Annotated in this window: 14 protein-coding genes and 1 tRNA gene; 7 read left to right on the forward strand and 8 right to left on the reverse strand. The window is 35.4% G+C overall.

Annotation, left to right across the window (positions count from 1 at the left end; all coding sequences use genetic code 11):
• Positions 1-7: 7 nt before the first annotated feature.
• Positions 8-652, reverse strand: coding sequence for a monofunctional biosynthetic peptidoglycan transglycosylase (gene mtgA / locus VUJ46_RS06545; RefSeq protein ID WP_326984198.1), 645 nt, complete (start codon positions 650-652; stop codon positions 8-10).
• A 45-nt stretch (positions 653-697) separates the two neighbouring features.
• Positions 698-1744 (reverse strand): ABC transporter substrate-binding protein, encoded by a 1047-nt coding sequence (locus tag VUJ46_RS06550; protein ID WP_326984199.1) that lies wholly within the window; start codon positions 1742-1744, stop codon positions 698-700.
• A 59-nt stretch (positions 1745-1803) separates the two neighbouring features.
• On the opposite strand from VUJ46_RS06550, the gene VUJ46_RS06555 reads away from it, so the two are divergent.
• Positions 1804-1877 (forward strand) — tRNA-Arg (locus tag VUJ46_RS06555).
• Positions 1878-1898: 21 nt separating this feature from the next.
• Here VUJ46_RS06555 and VUJ46_RS06560 read toward each other — a convergent pair.
• Together VUJ46_RS06560 and VUJ46_RS06565 are read right to left on the reverse strand one after the other, a co-directional pair.
• Positions 1899-3404: a recombinase family protein gene (locus VUJ46_RS06560; protein ID WP_326984200.1), complete on the reverse strand. Its 1506-nt coding sequence runs from the start codon at positions 3402-3404 to the stop codon at positions 1899-1901.
• A 100-nt stretch (positions 3405-3504) separates the two neighbouring features.
• Positions 3505-3720 carry a hypothetical protein gene (locus VUJ46_RS06565; protein ID WP_326984201.1) on the reverse strand — a complete coding sequence of 72 codons (216 nt, stop codon included), beginning with the start codon at positions 3718-3720 and terminating at the stop codon, positions 3505-3507.
• A gap of 489 nt (positions 3721-4209) precedes the next feature.
• On the opposite strand from VUJ46_RS06565, the gene VUJ46_RS06570 reads away from it, so the two are divergent.
• Positions 4210-4629, forward strand: a complete 420-nt coding sequence (locus VUJ46_RS06570) for a single-stranded DNA-binding protein (RefSeq protein WP_326984202.1) — start codon at positions 4210-4212, stop codon at positions 4627-4629.
• Positions 4630-4667: 38 nt separating this feature from the next.
• On the opposite strand, the gene VUJ46_RS06575 is transcribed toward VUJ46_RS06570, so the two are convergent.
• Genes VUJ46_RS06575 through VUJ46_RS06585 form a run of 3 tightly spaced genes read right to left on the reverse strand, consistent with a single transcriptional unit; the run spans position 4668 to position 5826 of the window.
• Positions 4668-5240, reverse strand: coding sequence for a DDE-type integrase/transposase/recombinase (locus tag VUJ46_RS06575; RefSeq protein ID WP_326984203.1), 573 nt, complete (start codon positions 5238-5240; stop codon positions 4668-4670).
• Positions 5234-5452 (reverse strand): helix-turn-helix domain-containing protein, encoded by a 219-nt coding sequence (locus VUJ46_RS06580; protein WP_326984204.1) that lies wholly within the window; start codon positions 5450-5452, stop codon positions 5234-5236. The genes VUJ46_RS06575 and VUJ46_RS06580 overlap by 7 nt, the downstream gene beginning before the upstream one ends.
• A 20-nt stretch (positions 5453-5472) precedes the next feature.
• Positions 5473-5826 (reverse strand): transposase, encoded by a 354-nt coding sequence (locus VUJ46_RS06585; RefSeq protein WP_326984205.1) that lies wholly within the window; start codon positions 5824-5826, stop codon positions 5473-5475.
• Between the two features lie 165 nt (positions 5827-5991).
• Here VUJ46_RS06585 and VUJ46_RS06590 point away from each other — a divergent pair, with 165 nt between their 5' ends.
• From VUJ46_RS06590 to VUJ46_RS06610, 5 genes are all read left to right on the forward strand, one after another.
• The gene (locus tag VUJ46_RS06590; protein WP_123853370.1) at positions 5992-6480 is read left to right on the forward strand and encodes an RNA polymerase sigma factor; all 489 of its coding nucleotides are present in this window, start codon (positions 5992-5994) and stop codon (positions 6478-6480) included.
• An 83-nt stretch (positions 6481-6563) separates the two neighbouring features.
• Complete coding sequence (locus VUJ46_RS06595; RefSeq protein ID WP_123865296.1) at positions 6564-7394, forward strand: FecR family protein; 831 nt, start codon at positions 6564-6566, stop codon at positions 7392-7394.
• 86 nt (positions 7395-7480) lie between these two features.
• Positions 7481-10600 (forward strand): SusC/RagA family TonB-linked outer membrane protein, encoded by a 3120-nt coding sequence (locus VUJ46_RS06600; protein ID WP_326984206.1) that lies wholly within the window; start codon positions 7481-7483, stop codon positions 10598-10600.
• Positions 10601-10610: 10 nt separating this feature from the next.
• Entirely contained in the window at positions 10611-12353 is a 1743-nt protein-coding gene (locus tag VUJ46_RS06605) for a RagB/SusD family nutrient uptake outer membrane protein (protein WP_326984207.1), read from the forward strand.
• 18 nt (positions 12354-12371) lie between these two features.
• Positions 12372-13475 (forward strand): metallophosphoesterase, encoded by a 1104-nt coding sequence (locus VUJ46_RS06610; RefSeq protein WP_123853367.1) that lies wholly within the window; start codon positions 12372-12374, stop codon positions 13473-13475.
• Between the two features lie 698 nt (positions 13476-14173).
• Here VUJ46_RS06610 and VUJ46_RS06615 read toward each other — a convergent pair.
• The gene (locus VUJ46_RS06615) at positions 14174-14575 is read right to left on the reverse strand and encodes a recombinase family protein (protein WP_326984208.1); all 402 of its coding nucleotides are present in this window, start codon (positions 14573-14575) and stop codon (positions 14174-14176) included.
• Between the last annotated feature and the right edge of the window lie 408 nt (positions 14576-14983).

Genomic DNA, 14983 nt, shown 5'->3' on the forward strand with positions numbered 1-14983 from the left:
AAAGATACTATTTCAAACTCACATTCCTCATCTGTCTCATGATCCAATTATGTTTCTTTCTAAGATAGGCCGATGGATTTTTGGGATCATATTTCTTTGGATTAGGCAACACAGCAGCTATCCATGCAGCTTCTGAAGTCGTAAGATCCTTTGATGACTTATTAAAATAATACTGTGATGCTGCCTCAATACCAAAAACGCCCTGTCCCATTTCAATTGAATTAAGATATCTTTCCAAAATAATATCCTTACTCCACACCTTTTCGATAATGAATGTATAAACAGCCTCCAGCCCTTTTCTCACCCAGCTTCTGCCCTGCCAGAGAAAAACATTTTTTGCCGTTTGCTGGGAAATCGTACTTCCACCACGCAGTTTTTTTCCTTTCTCATTGTTTTTCATCGCCTTTTCGATAGCGGTATAGTCAAAACCATCATGAATAAAAAACTTTTGATCTTCAGACGCGATAACGGCTTTTTTCACATTATTTCCCATCTCATCATAAGAAATATAATCCCTGTGAAGTTTTCCATATTCAAACAGACCTCCGATCTGAGTAAGGGTAATAGGAGGATTGAAAAACCTTCCCCATACGATGAACACTACATTCAGTATAAGGATAATGAAGATAAACTGTTTAATTTTTTTCCACATAACATTCTGTAAAAAGGAATAGCAAAAATAAGGAAATCCTTTGATTTATTGCAATTCTTTCATGTAGGTTAACTGATACTCGGGTAAAAGTTCGGAGTGAAAGATCTTAATATAATCTTTTAAAACCCAATCAGCCCTTACCACACCGCTTTCAAAGAAATCATTGGCCTTATCTTTTTCTTTCCCTGTAATTCCATAGACCTTTCCTTTATTGAAAACTTCTAATTTTTCGTAAAAAGGATTAATATTCAGCATTTCTTTCTTAGAGACATGATTTCCAGCATTTACCCAAAACTGAACATTTCCTGATTTAGCAAAAACCTCTTCAAAGCTCATCGTTACCGCTTTTTCATCTGAATTATCTTTTAAAATATAATTGGCATTGGCATCTGAAATATAATTGGCTACCGAAGTTTTTCCTCCGGGAAGATACCAGACATCGCCATACATTTCATTCGCGAGAACCGTTGGTTTTACTGTAGACTTTAAAGCCAATTCTTTTAAATCATTGTAATTTTTCTCAATTTCATTAAACTTCGCCTCTGCTTCCTGGTCTTTACCCAAAAGTTTTCCGAACAGTTTAATATAAGCCGTTTTCTCTAAAGGTTTCTGTTCAAGATATTCATCAAGAAAAACAACCTGAATTCCATTATTCTTCAGTAATTCATAGGTATTTTGAAAACTCGCAATATAATTGGTGAAAATAGCATCCGGCTTTAAAGAAATGATTTTTTCAACATCATATTTCTGATCGCTTCCTATATTCTGAATCTTTCCATCTTTTACCAAGCTCTGAATTTTATCTGAATAAATATATTCCGGGCTCGAAACACCAATAATTATATTTTCAGCATCCAACTCTGAAAAATATCCCGCCAAACTGGCATTTAATAAAATAATTTTCCTGAATGGCAGTTGATCTGCTTTGAAATTATAGGTATAATTTCCCGATTTTATCTGTAAAGACTTGATATCTTCTTTAAACTCCACCCGATTGGAGATTAAAACAGCATCTGCAGACGAAATTTTTGGTTCTCTTTTACAGGTGATTAGCGTGAAAAATGCGATAAACAGTAAATTTTTTGCTTTCATCTTTCAAAGAAAAGAAAAAAGTGCTATATTTGCAAACCTTTAAACAACAAGGAAACAACGGCCTCGTGGCGCAACTGAATAGCGCATCTGATTACGGCTCAGAAGGTTACAGGTTTGAATCCTGTCGAGGTCACTAGACCGACATTTGCAGTTTTCACTCGCTTATGTCGGTTTTTTTATATCCTAAACCATTGTTATACTGATAGATACACTGAGCAACAATATTCATTTTAGGTGTTTGAAAACTTTTTCCGTCAAATTCGACTTTTTTTGGAAATATCAAACACCCTATCGTCCTTTTTGTTTGAAGATCGCCCTGCTGATAAAGGTTTGAGAGATTTTCCATGGAATCCAGCGCATTTTCTATTTTTGTCTTGATATCAAGTTCCTTGCTTTCTGCAACAATGTATTGAAGTTCCAATTCTAACTGTTCGATTTGGGTTTTTGTGAGCATTTTTACCTCTTTGTAATCCTCTTCATCCAATTTATCAGAAAGATATTTATCTCTCGCATTGGTAACTTTTTCATGAAGCAAGCTAATCTCTTTTGAAATAGATTTTCTTTTCGAATCAATATCAAAAGTGAATTGTTTATAATTGTCTAAGAGTATTTCTTTCATCAAGTCTTTGATGATTGGATTGTATTCTAATTTTGAGATTTCCTTTTCAAATAGTTCATTTAATTTATCAGAGTCAAATCTAAAACCACACTTGTAATGACAGTGATAATAGTAATAAGTTTTTGACTTCCCTTTGGCGCCACTCGCGGTAAGATTCTTTCCACATCTTGGACAAATAAGAAGCCCCCGAAGTGGAAACCTCTCATTACCCAGAACCCTTCCACCAGGTCCCTCCACTTTCCTTTTCTTGTCCATTATCTGTTGAACTTGATAAAACAGTTTTTCACTTACAAGTGCTTCATGTTTTCCATCAGTATAGTAAGCTTCTTCCTGCTTATAGTCCTCGATATAAATTTTACCGCAATACACAGGGTTTCTCATTGCTTTCGCAAATGCACTTCGTGACATGGAAATTCCTTCCCTTTTATTCATTTGCAGTCTCACGTGGTCAGCCGGAATATGTCCTTTCGAAATCTCATTAAACGCCCAGATGATATTTGATGCCTCCGGTTCTTTTATAGCAATATACTTTTTACCGTCTTCCTGACTTCTGTTGATATATCCGTAAGGTGCAATTCCCATCAATCGCCCCTCTTTTTTTGCTCTTCGCATTCCGTGGAAAGTATTCAAGGCTCTTCGGTCGTTTTCTACCTCAGGAGTTGAAAGGTATATTGCCAACATTAGTTTATTTTCAGGAACAGACATATCCAAGGGCTGTTCAATAGCTTGAGGAATAATGTGATTTTTTTGAAGCAAACTTATCATTTGGTATGCATCGCCAGTATTGCGACTGAATCGATCCCACTTAGTGAATAGAACCAAACTGCTTTTATGACTCTTTTTTTTAATTTCAATGAGATACTTTTTCCATTCTGGACGTTCAAAACTCTTAGCTGAGTGATCTTCATAAATAACCCTATTAATAACTATATTGTGATTAGCACAATATTTTCTTAATCGTTCATCTTGGTCTCTTTGGGAATAACCTTTCTCAGCTTGTTCATCGGTTGATACCCTTATATACAAATCTGCAATATCCATAATTGTATTGATTTCGTTAAAATTTAGATTTAGAAAGCATCAAAGGATAGGTGATGCCATAGAAATTCATCATTCCGATATATAGCTAAGATACAAATTATCAATCAGCTGCAAAAAATTCTTTTAAAGTAAGTTTTACAATAGTATATAAAAATTCCATAATTTCTTCTGATTCTTCTTGATTCACCTCGTAACCAGCTTTATTTAATAACTGTAAAGCTCTTTCAGATGGAATCTTTTTTAACTGTATTGACGGAATGTATGTATCGATTTTAATTTTTTGGGCAGTTTGCTTCTTTGCTCTCTCTCTCTTCATGATAATCTTATTGAGAATTGTAACTCAATAATTGTAATTTACGGAGCAACATTATCACTTCATTTATACTTCTTTGTAAGTCATGAATTGGCTTTATTATTCTACTGATTTTAAATGATAATTTCTTATAAAGTAAGAGTTCACCAAAATCTATAAAAAAACATAAAGCAAATTCTACAACTATATTGATACAAATATTGTAGTAAAACAATTTCTCAAATGTAACCGATAAAAAGGCAGCTAAGGTATATCGGTCATCCATCACACATTCCAGCCAAAAGACTACGGCATAAACGGTTTCCTCCCTAAAGGTACCCTCCAATTATTCCGTTTCCTTTTGGCTTTTCCTATTGCCCTGTAAGATTATCTGCTTTCTTTTTTCCGGTTTTTCTTTTGAAAAATATTTAGCGAAGCCCAAGGGGCTTTCAGGGAAAGGACGGAGAAAAGATCGTGAACAAATCAAAATGTACAATTTTAAAAAGCAATGTTATGAACATTATCGGAAGACTGACAAGAGATGCAGAAGTACGCACGCTGTCAAACAAAAAACAAGTAGTCAATTTTTCAATTGCTACCAATGACAATTATCGCAATAAACAAGGCGAAAGAATCGAGCAAACCACCTACTTTGATTGCTCTTACTGGATTTCGCCAAAAGTAGCTGAAATTCTTACCAAAGGTGCATTAGTAGAATTGAGCGGAAGAGCCTACACAAGTGCATGGATAGGAAAAGACGGGCAAGCACACGCAGGATTAAATTTTCATACTTCACAAATCAAAGTTCATGGAGGAGCTGAAAAATCAGGTGCTACTCAAACGGCTTCTAAAAACAGTACTAAATCGGAAAGAGTTAAATCCGAAAAATCTACCTCAGAGAAAAAGGAGGAAGATGACGATTTACCATTTTAAAACATTCTCAAACATTTTCTAACATTTAATTACAAACATCATGGATGATAGAAGTGATTGAGTTTTACCACGTTTTTCATCGTTCTGTGGTATCGTTCTATTTTCCCTTGGGTTTGCGGATGCATCGGTCTTCCGTGAACCTGCTTCATCTTTAAATCTTCTTTCAGGTAGGTTCTGAGTTCGTTTGATATGTAGCAGGAACCATTGTCTGAGAGTAATTTCGGTTTGGCTTTAGACTTTAATTTTGCTTTTTCAATCGCTGTATTTACTGTTCTTTTCACATCTTCGGCCTTCATCGAATCGCATAGCTCCCAGTGGATGATATACCTGCTGTAGTCGTCTAAAACAGTGCTCAGATAGTACCAACCCCAACCAATCACTTTAAAATAAGTGAAATCTGTCTGCCACATTTGATGCACAAATTCTGTCTTATCCTTAAATTCATTTGCTGCTGAAAGTAAAAAATGATTCGGTGCAGGGATTAAATCCCGTTGCTTCAAAATCCTGTAAACACTGGATTCTGAGATGAAAATACCTTGTTCATCGGTAATTTTGTGCGCCAGTTCTCTTGAGGAAAGTTCTGTATCTTCCAAAGCGATTTCTACTACCAAATCTTTTTGTTCTTCCGGAATGCTATTCCATTGTCTTTTAGATGTTTTTTGGATGTTTCCAAGCCATCGTAGCCGTTTTCAAGGTATTTCTGATACCACTTATAGAAAGTACTTCTTGCAATCCCAAAGCTTTCCAAGGTTTGTTTTACACCAATTTCACTCGTAGTAACTTCTTGAATAATTTCGTATTTCTCACTTGCTGATAATCTCATAAACTTTCTGTATTTATGGGTTAATCCAGCATGTCTAAGCTTTTTTTCACAATGTCATAGCGCAGAACCAAATCCGCAACCATCTCTTTCAGGCGGGCATTCTCTTTCTTCAAATCCGACACTTCATCACTCGTTGCTTCTCTAATAACATCGCCATTGAGCCGTTTTTTACCGGCTTCCATAAATTCTTTGTTCCATGAATAAAACTGAGATTGCGCAATACTATGCTGTCGGCATAGTTCTGCTACAGAAGTTTCTGCACAAAGCCCTTCCATTACAATCAAAATTTTCTGCTCGGCTGTGAAGATCCTCCTTGTATTTTTACGGATGTCTTTAACGAATTTTTCGGAACTTTTCTTTTTAGGTGTTTCCATAATTAAATGTAATTCTTTTTTTGAAAACACTCCTTAACTTTTATACTATATAATGTCTACTTTTTGCTGACGATTTACACATAGATTAAAATTAATATATATTTGATATTACCTCAATTCGAATTGAGTATTTTTGCGACTTACTGAAACCGTTCGGTTCTTATAATGGAACATTTTAAAAAAATATATTTAGATTACAAACATCAAGTATACTTTTTTGTTAAAAAGTATATTTCAACTATGGAAGATGCTGAAGATGTTGTTCAGGAGATTTTTGTACATCTTTGGAAACATTCTTCCTCTCTGAAAAATCCGCAAACGTTAGAAGCTATCATCTTTAAAACCGCTCAACAGGAAGTTTCCAATTATTACAGAAAGAATAAAATACTTTTCTCTTACACTGATGAAAGTTTGATAAAAGATGAAGCCGATCCAGAAAAGGGAGATCATGAATTTAAAGATGAACAATTGAAAAAAATAGAGATTCTGATGGAAGAACTTCCGGAAAGAAGCAAAACTTTTTTCTATAAAAATAAACTGGAAAAAATAAGTTATTCTCAGATCGCAAAAGAAAATAATATCTCAAAAACAGCTGTAGAAAAACAGGTCAATAAAGTAATCCGATACATAAAGGCCAATCTAAATCTATTTTAACGAAATATTAACTCATGTAAACAAATCATTAAATCCACCTCTTCGGGGTGGATATTTTTATATTACTGCGTAAATATAATTGTATGAAAGATTCTCAAAAACATTTTGAAAAAACCTGGAAGACTGTCTCTACTGAAAAACAGGAAATGGATTCTGCAACAGATTCCAGAATATGGAGAGGACTAGAAGGAAAAATCAGAAGAGAACGTAGGCAAAAATATTATTGGAGTGCTGTTGCTGCTATTTTGCTGCCTTTGTTTGGGATACTGTTTTTCTATGAAGATGTTACTTTAAAAGAAACGAAAGGTGAGTTAACAGTACTTGTGTTGCGAGCAAATGAGTCATCTAAGACTTTCAGATTATCAGATAATAGTATGATTACTTTAGAACCTCATAGTACATTATCGCTAAGTAAAGATTTTGGAGAACGCTCCAGAAATGTAACATTTCAAGGGAAAGGTTTCTTTTCTATTGCTAAAGATAAATCCAAACCTTTCATCGTCAATGCAGGTGATTTTAGTGTTGAAGTATTGGGAACAAAGTTTTCGGTCGATCAGCAATCGGATGAAAAAAAGGTAAAGCTGCTTGAGGGAAAAGTAAAAATAGAACACAAGGGGAAGCTCACTTATCTTCTGCCACATGAGAACTGGAGCACTTCTCCTACCAAAAGTGATTTCCATTATTATGCAGTGAGCACGGCAAAATCTTTCACCTTTGAAAATACAACCTTCGAAGATGCCATCGCTGAAATAGAAAACACCTATGGAACTCATATTACCTATCCTCGAAAAATTGCTAAAAATCAAGTATCGGGTTCTTTTTCAGGAAATCTTAAAGAAATTCTTTCGATTATAAATTATCCTTTTAACCTAAAAACAACATTCAACAATGACCAAGAAATAATTCTCTATTAAAATAAAACAGCACTAATAATGTGGCGTTATCAGTGCTTGTATTAATTCAAAATTCGCTAAAGAATAATAATTAACTCATCAAATTTATGAAAAAAACTGCAATTTCTATTGCTTTACTCGTAGCTGTAGGGTTACCGGTGTATAATTATGCACAAACCCAGGCTAATGTGCCTGTAACCAATACTCAAAAGCAGGTTCCTCTTGTCCAGATCATTAAAAAATTAGAAAAATCAACCAAAACTAAGTTTTTTTATTCTGCTTCAGATTTTAGAAATATTTGGGTAGATGAGAGCAAAATCAACTACTCTTCATTACAGCAAAGTTTAGAATATTTAAAAAAGAGTATTCCATTAGATTATCAAATTCAGAATAATACGATAACTCTAAGAAAATCAGCCAGTACTTCTTTTGTTGAAAATAATGTACAACCGATAAAAGATACTCTGAACCAGCAGGAGAAAAAAATAGAAGAGGTAGTGGTTGTTGGATATGGCACCCAAAAGAAATCAATAATAACAGGTTCGGTATCTGTTGTAAAAGGTTCAGTAACCGAAGGGCAGCCCGTATTATCTGCAGGAAATGCTTTACAGGGTCTTGCAGCAGGTGTTACGGTTACTACACAAACAGGAGCTCCCGGTGGTGATGCCGGAAATATCAGAATCAGAGGGATCAACAGTTTCGGAGGATCTGACAGCAATCCGCTTGTGATTATTGACGGTGTTGCAGGAAATATGAACGATATTGATGTTAATATGATTGAGTCTATCTCTGTTCTTAAAGATGCCGCTTCTTCTGCAATCTATGGTTCAAGAGCAGCTAATGGAGTTATTCTCGTGACCACAAAACGTGCTAAAGGGAATAAGCTTACTGCACAATACAGAGTATATACAGGATGGCAAATGGCTACGGCAATCCCAAAAGTTACCGATGGCCTTACCTACATGAAGGTGTTTAACGATGCGAGTATGAATGACAACGGTACCAAGATCTACAGTGACGAAGCAATCAATGCTTTTTTAACCGCTTATAATAAAAACCCGAACAACTATGACTGGCAAAAGGCTATTCTTCAGGGAAGCGGATATTTACAGGATCATTATTTTTCACTGTCGGCAAAATCAGGAATTATAAGTGTAACTCCATCATTTGGATATGCAAAGCAGGAAGGGATTATAAAAAACACCGATTTTACAAGGTTTACTTTCCGTAATAATATGGATATTACCCCAAATGATCAGTGGAATATCAAATTAGATTTATCGGTAGTCAACAAAGACAGAAAACAAATTGCTGACGAAGCCACGATATGGAATTATCTTGGGAGAATGCCCACCAACATTCCCATCTATTATGGAAGTAACTATTCTGATGGATGGGTAAAAATAAATCCGGTGGGTTTCATCGAAGACGGAGGAAATCGCAAGCAAAATAATCTGGAATTTTTTGGAAATTTAAATGTTTCCTACCAACCTACGAGTTGGTTAACCTTAAAAGGACTTGTCGCTCCAAGATATGTCACTACCAATATCCATCTTTTCAGAAAAAGTGTAAATACCTATTATGAAGACGGAACTGAAGCCGGTGCAGCCAATACTTTCACTGAACTTACAGAATCTGCAAGACGACAGTTTTATGGGACATACCAGTTTCAGGCAAATGCAAAAAAAGAATTTGGAAAGCACAGTTTTGAACTTCTTGCCGGGGCTTCAAGAGAAACCTATGATGAAAAAATATTATCCGGCTATAGAAGAGATTTTCTCTATGATAATTACGAAGTCTTAGATGCCGGTGCAGACAATGAAACGAAAGATAATGGAGGTTCAGAATATGAATGGTTATTAGTTTCTGCTTTTGGTAGATTCAATTACAATTACAACCAAAAATATTTATTTGAAGCCAACATGAGGTACGATGGAACTTCAAGATTTATTGGTAAAAATCGTTGGGCAGTTTTCCCATCATTTTCTGCGGGTTGGGTAGTTTCAAGAGAAAACTTTTTCGAAAATCTAAAAGGAACCATCAGCCAATTGAAATTAAGAGGTTCATGGGGAAAATTAGGAAATCAGAATATCAGCTCTTCTTATTATCCTTTTTCAGAACCGCTATCATTGGGAAGTACTTCTATGAACGGACAGGTATATCAAACGATACAGCAATTGATCATGTCTAATCCTGATTTAAAATGGGAAGAAACCACGATGTCCGGAGTTGGTCTTGATGTATCCTTATGGAAAAAATTAGACTTAACCTTTGATATGTATGATAAAAAAACTGACGGAATTCTTTTACGATTAAACACCTCTCAACTTACAGGTTTAGAACCTCCGATACAAAATGCTGCAACAGTAAGCAACAAAGGTTGGGAAATCAGCGCACAATACAATGAAAAATGGGGAGATTTTAAAATGAATCTGGGCTTCAATCTTTCCGATGTCAATAATAAAATCCTTGATATGAAAGGTCAGTCTTCGGGGACATTACTTCGCCAGCAAGTGGGCTCCTCTGTAAATTCTATCTATGGATTTATTGCTGACGGTTTATATCAAAATCAGGCAGAAATTGATGCAGGTCCTACACAGTTTGGAACTTTAAAACCGGGAGATATCAGATACAAAGATATTGCCGGAGCTTTTGATGCTAATGGTAATCCGATTGGGGATGGAAAAATTACAGATGCCGACAGGGCTATCATCGGAAGTACAGTTCCCCGATATACGTATGGTTTCAATATGGGATTTTCCTGGAGAGGTTTCAGATTGTCAGCATTGATTCAGGGAGTCGGAAAAGCCGATGGTTACTTAGATTCACATTACTCAATTCCTACAGTTAACTCAAGTGCGGTGAAACCTTGGCAGCTTGATTACTGGACTCCTGAAAACACTGATGCCAAATATCCACGTGTTTCCCTCACCTCTACCAATAATACACAAAACTCCACCATGTGGATGAGAAGCGCTGCTTACACCCGTCTCAAAAATGTACAGATTGGCTATGAACTGCCAAAATCCTTTATTGACAATACATTCCTGACGAGTGTTTACATTTATCTCAATGGTCAAAACCTATTGACTTTTACAAAATTCTACGAAGGATATGACCCTGAAATAAATTATAACGCAGGAAGTACCGATGGTGTTTCCTTGGGAGGCGGAAACTATTATCCGCAAGTAAAAACATTCTCTTTCGGTATTGATGTTAAATTCTAATTACAAAACAATGAAAAACCTTATAAAAATATCGTTATTATTCATCATCACTGCGTGTACAAGCGCCGATATGGATTTACAACCTCTAAACGGTCCCACATCAGGAACTTTTCCGGCTTCCTACGAGGAAGGAAAAATGGGACTTTTTGCCGCATATAGAAATTTAAGCACTTTAGATGCAGCCAGTACACCTATTTGGCATGTGATGGATAATATCACTGATATCGGATACGCAAGACCGGGAACCAACTACACCTCTCCTATTACAAGTTCTATCACCACTACCAATGCACTAGCTATAAAACCTTGGGAAATTCATTATAAGACGATTGCAAGATGTCATGCCGTATTAGATAGATTAAATGATATTCCGGGGCTTACCGAAGCACAAAAGACAGAGCTTGGTTCAGAATTAAGATTTATTCGTGCCTATTGCTATTCTCAACTGATTGAGCTGTATGGGGGCGTTCCATTGGTAAAATCAACAGTAACACTTGATAATGCAAATGTTCCAAGAACATCTATTACAGAAATTCAGCAATTCATTATTGAAGAACTTGGAGCAGTTGCCCCTCAGCTTCCGATATCACAATCGCAGTTCGGAAATGTACGTGCATCGCGTATTGCAGCCTTAATGTTGAAAGCAAGAGTTGAACTTTATTCTAAACAATATGCAGCCGCAGCAGCGACTTCAAAGCAGGCACTAGATTTGGCAGCAGGAGTTCATAGTTTAACTGCTTTTAATTCTTCCGTGAATTATGTTGGTAAAGATCATACCGTAGGAGAACCTGATCCTAGTAATATATTCGGACATAGTGGTTTTTCGGGGAGCAAAGAATGGATCTGGGTTGCAGAATACAACATCAATGTCCCAGGATATCTGCATAATCAACAGTATTATTCAGCATCCCGTTTGGGTAAAGGAGTTTGCTATTGGGGACCGACTCAAAATCTTATCGATTCGTATGAAATGACAGACGGTTTGTCTATAACAGAATCTCCATTATATGACGAAACAAACCCATTCAAAAACAGAGATCCCCGTCTTGATATGTATGCCGTAAGACCACATTCCAGATACCTTGGATATCAATTTGAACCTAACACCGCTTTTTCAAAGGTAAACAACTATTGGACAGTTGTAAACGGAAGTGCTCCAAGCCAGGTTGCCAATGCAGATGCCACGAATGCCTATCGCTCATTCAGTGGTTACTTATGGCGAAAAGTGGTTGATATTGCAGACTTTAATTCTACCTCTGTAAGTGGAAATTCAGATTTAAATGTGGGAATTTTCAGATTACCTGAATTAATGTTGATTTATGCAGAAGCAAAAATTGAACTGAATCAGTTAGATAATTCCGTTTATGATGTGATTAATCAAATTAGAGCACGCGCAAAAATGCCGGCTTTAAATAATGGTCTATCGCAAACTGAATTGAGAAAAGCCCTTCGATATGAAAGAAAAGTAGAATTAGCAAATGACGGATTGAGATGGTACGATATAAGACGTTGGGGTATTGCCAACAATGTAATGAACGGATATTTATATCTGAACCGTAACGCAAACAACTGGACAAAATCTGCAATTTCAAGTTTTGATGAAAGCGCCAATCCCGTCTACAATCATCCAAAAGCTTCCACCTATTTTACCACCCAACAAGTAGTCTACAAAGTAAATAAAGATGAATATTGGCCGATACCACAATCGGAAATGGACGCCAATCCTTCATTAAAACAAAACCCAGGATATTAAGCTATACAAAAGAATTTTATGAAAAAGAATATATCATTACTCTTACTACTGCTTTCTGCAGTGTTTTTCGCGCAAGAAAAATTTCAGGCTCCAAAACTAGACAATGAAAAATCATGGAGTATCATCCTCATTCCCGATACCCAAAACTATGTAAAATGGAATCAAAATCAGCCTATTTTAGATTTGATGGAGCGATGGATCGAGGATAATATCTCGACACTTAATATTAAAATGGTCTGTCAGGTTGGTGATTTGGTGGAACACAATAATATTCTTAATCAGGGATATGACGGCGATCAAAGTGCAGACGACCAATGGAAAGCCATACAGTCTATCATGGGAAGACTGAATGAAAAAGTTCCTTATGTAGCTGCCACCGGAAACCATGACTTCAGCATCAATAATGAAGGACGAAGATTTTCTCGTTATAATGAGTTTTTCCCTTCCAACTTTAACAGTTTAAATCAAAAACATTTAGCACAGAACTTTTTTAATGATGCCGGAGCTCCAAGCATGGAAAATTCGGTTTTGGAACTAAAAGGATTAAATGGATTGGACTACTTATTTGTCAGCCTTGAATTTGCACCCCGAGATAAAACCCTGGAATGGGCTAAAAAAGTCTTGGAAATGCCTCAATACAAAAACCACAGATCCATTTTAATAACCCATGCTTTTTTGAATGAGAAAGACAAGCGAACAAATAAAGAAAATTCATGGTTCATGTATGAGCCCTTTTTAGTCAATAATGTTCCTCAAAAGTCTAAATCTATCGCACTTCCGCAATCTAATAATGGAGAACAGATATGGGAAAAGCTGATACAGCCGTCCCAAAATATGCAGTTGGTACTAAGTGGTCACATTTCCGGTGAAGGGTTTCGCACTGACACTAACAGCTTTGGAAAAAATGTCAATCAAATGCTTTTTGATATGCAGAGCGAAGGTGGCGGTCACCGCGATGGTAACGGAGGCGATGGCTGGCTTAGAATTATTGAATTCTATCCCGATAATAAAACAGTCAAAGTAAAAACCTATTCTCCTCTATTCGGAATTTCCCCAACGACTCAAAAGAACGCTTATAAAACCGACCCTAGAAACGAATTTATTTTTAAATTTACTGAGTAACATAATGTGATAATATACTTGAATGTACCAAACTATAATTTACACATAAATCATTTTATTACTTATCGACTAATAAATCGGATTATAAAATAAATGAAATTACATTTTTTGATTTGGTGCATTCTAGTATATAATTGCCATATTTTAATGTACCAAATTATATCTCTATATAAATTATGATATCTACAACAAACTAAATATTCTATCAACTTTGTGAACTTAAAAGACAATAGAAGTAAACTAAAGCCAAGCTATGTCAATTTCAATTGTTTCAAATGCATAAATTATATTACAAAAAACTTTACAACTACAAGAGCCTTAATGCTAGATTTGGGATAGCCAATTCGTGTTTAATTTGGCTCAAACGAACCAAATCATCTATAAAAGTGTTTGAAGATACGCTCGTCTTGCTCACAAAACCGACGTTAGAAGAATTCTTGCTTCTTTGTCGGTTTTTTTAATATATAACCATCTGTTTTACTGCAATATACAAGATTTCCAAAATGGTTCGATGTTATAATTTTCAACAATAAAGCCTTTTAGTTATTAATTACTCAAAATACTGATTATTAATATTTTACATAAAAAAAAAAAAAAAAACAGCACTATTCATTTTAAAATAATGCTGTTTTTTTGTTGACAAGACAGTCTCATAAAGTCCTATTTCGATCAAATCTATCTTTGGATTGGCGAACTTTTTATTTTTTAAGACCCATATTTTTTATCTCTTCGTCCGTATGATTATCCAAAATTTTAGCATACCTATAAAATGTTGCTCGAGTCAATCCGAACGGCTTATAAATATCTTCCGGACGTTTCGTGACATCCTTATATATATTACGTAAAAGTAATAGCTTCGAAATTGTCTCTGTAGTGTAACCTTTAGGTCTCCTACCTAGCCTACCTCTTGCTCTTGCAGATTGCAGTCCTGCATTAGTTCTTTCTCTTATTAATTCTCTTTCATATTCAGCCAGAGAAGCCATTAAATTTAAAAATAGCCTGCCTTTAATTGTAGATGTATCTACACCATCGACAAGACCTTTTATTATAATCCCTTTGTCACTTAAACTTAAGACTAAATCAATCGTTTTTTGAGACAAAAATTCGATTAATAGTAAATCTTACCACGTTCAATTTTTAGTATTTGCAATACATGCATCTTCTTTATAATTCTAATAATTGTCTCAACTCGTAAAGAAGTCAGACTAGCCAATTGATATCTAGTATAGGGTACTTGAAAACTATACTGTTCCGTGCAATTAAAATAACTCTTTAGATGATCAAGTAGCCTTTGAACCTTAATCATTGGGGCACCGATAGCAAAAAAACTCGAAACCAAATATATGAAATGCAGACGTTCTGCTGTATAGCAATTGACATCTACCAAAATTTCAGGTTTTTTCTGGATTAGATTAAAGTAATTAGATTTCGGCAAGCAAAGTATCGTACATGATGTTAATGCGATTGCACTAATTCCATATTATTGCCAAAAAATTATCTTGTTTCAT

Origin of the sequence: Chryseobacterium sp. MYb264 (assembly GCF_035974275.1) — a bacterium.
GTDB lineage: Bacteria > Bacteroidota > Bacteroidia > Flavobacteriales > Weeksellaceae > Chryseobacterium.

Excerpts from the sequence above, each read along its gene's own strand:
- mtgA (WP_326984198.1), bottom strand. The coding sequence starts at position 652 with ATGTGGAAAAAAATTAAACAGTTTATCTTCATTATCCTTATACTGAAT.
- VUJ46_RS06550 (WP_326984199.1), bottom strand. The coding sequence starts at position 1,744 with ATGAAAGCAAAAAATTTACTGTTTATCGCATTTTTCACGCTAATCACC.
- VUJ46_RS06560 (WP_326984200.1), bottom strand. The coding sequence starts at position 3,404 with ATGGATATTGCAGATTTGTATATAAGGGTATCAACCGATGAACAAGCT.
- VUJ46_RS06565 (WP_326984201.1), bottom strand. The coding sequence starts at position 3,720 with ATGAAGAGAGAGAGAGCAAAGAAGCAAACTGCCCAAAAAATTAAAATC.
- VUJ46_RS06570 (WP_326984202.1), top strand. The coding sequence starts at position 4,210 with ATGAACATTATCGGAAGACTGACAAGAGATGCAGAAGTACGCACGCTG.
- VUJ46_RS06580 (WP_326984204.1), bottom strand. The coding sequence starts at position 5,452 with ATGAGATTATCAGCAAGTGAGAAATACGAAATTATTCAAGAAGTTACT.
- VUJ46_RS06585 (WP_326984205.1), bottom strand. The coding sequence starts at position 5,826 with ATGGAAACACCTAAAAAGAAAAGTTCCGAAAAATTCGTTAAAGACATC.
- VUJ46_RS06590 (WP_123853370.1), top strand. The coding sequence starts at position 5,992 with ATGGAACATTTTAAAAAAATATATTTAGATTACAAACATCAAGTATAC.
- VUJ46_RS06595 (WP_123865296.1), top strand. The coding sequence starts at position 6,564 with ATGAAAGATTCTCAAAAACATTTTGAAAAAACCTGGAAGACTGTCTCT.
- VUJ46_RS06600 (WP_326984206.1), top strand. The coding sequence starts at position 7,481 with ATGAAAAAAACTGCAATTTCTATTGCTTTACTCGTAGCTGTAGGGTTA.
- VUJ46_RS06605 (WP_326984207.1), top strand. The coding sequence starts at position 10,611 with ATGAAAAACCTTATAAAAATATCGTTATTATTCATCATCACTGCGTGT.
- VUJ46_RS06610 (WP_123853367.1), top strand. The coding sequence starts at position 12,372 with ATGAAAAAGAATATATCATTACTCTTACTACTGCTTTCTGCAGTGTTT.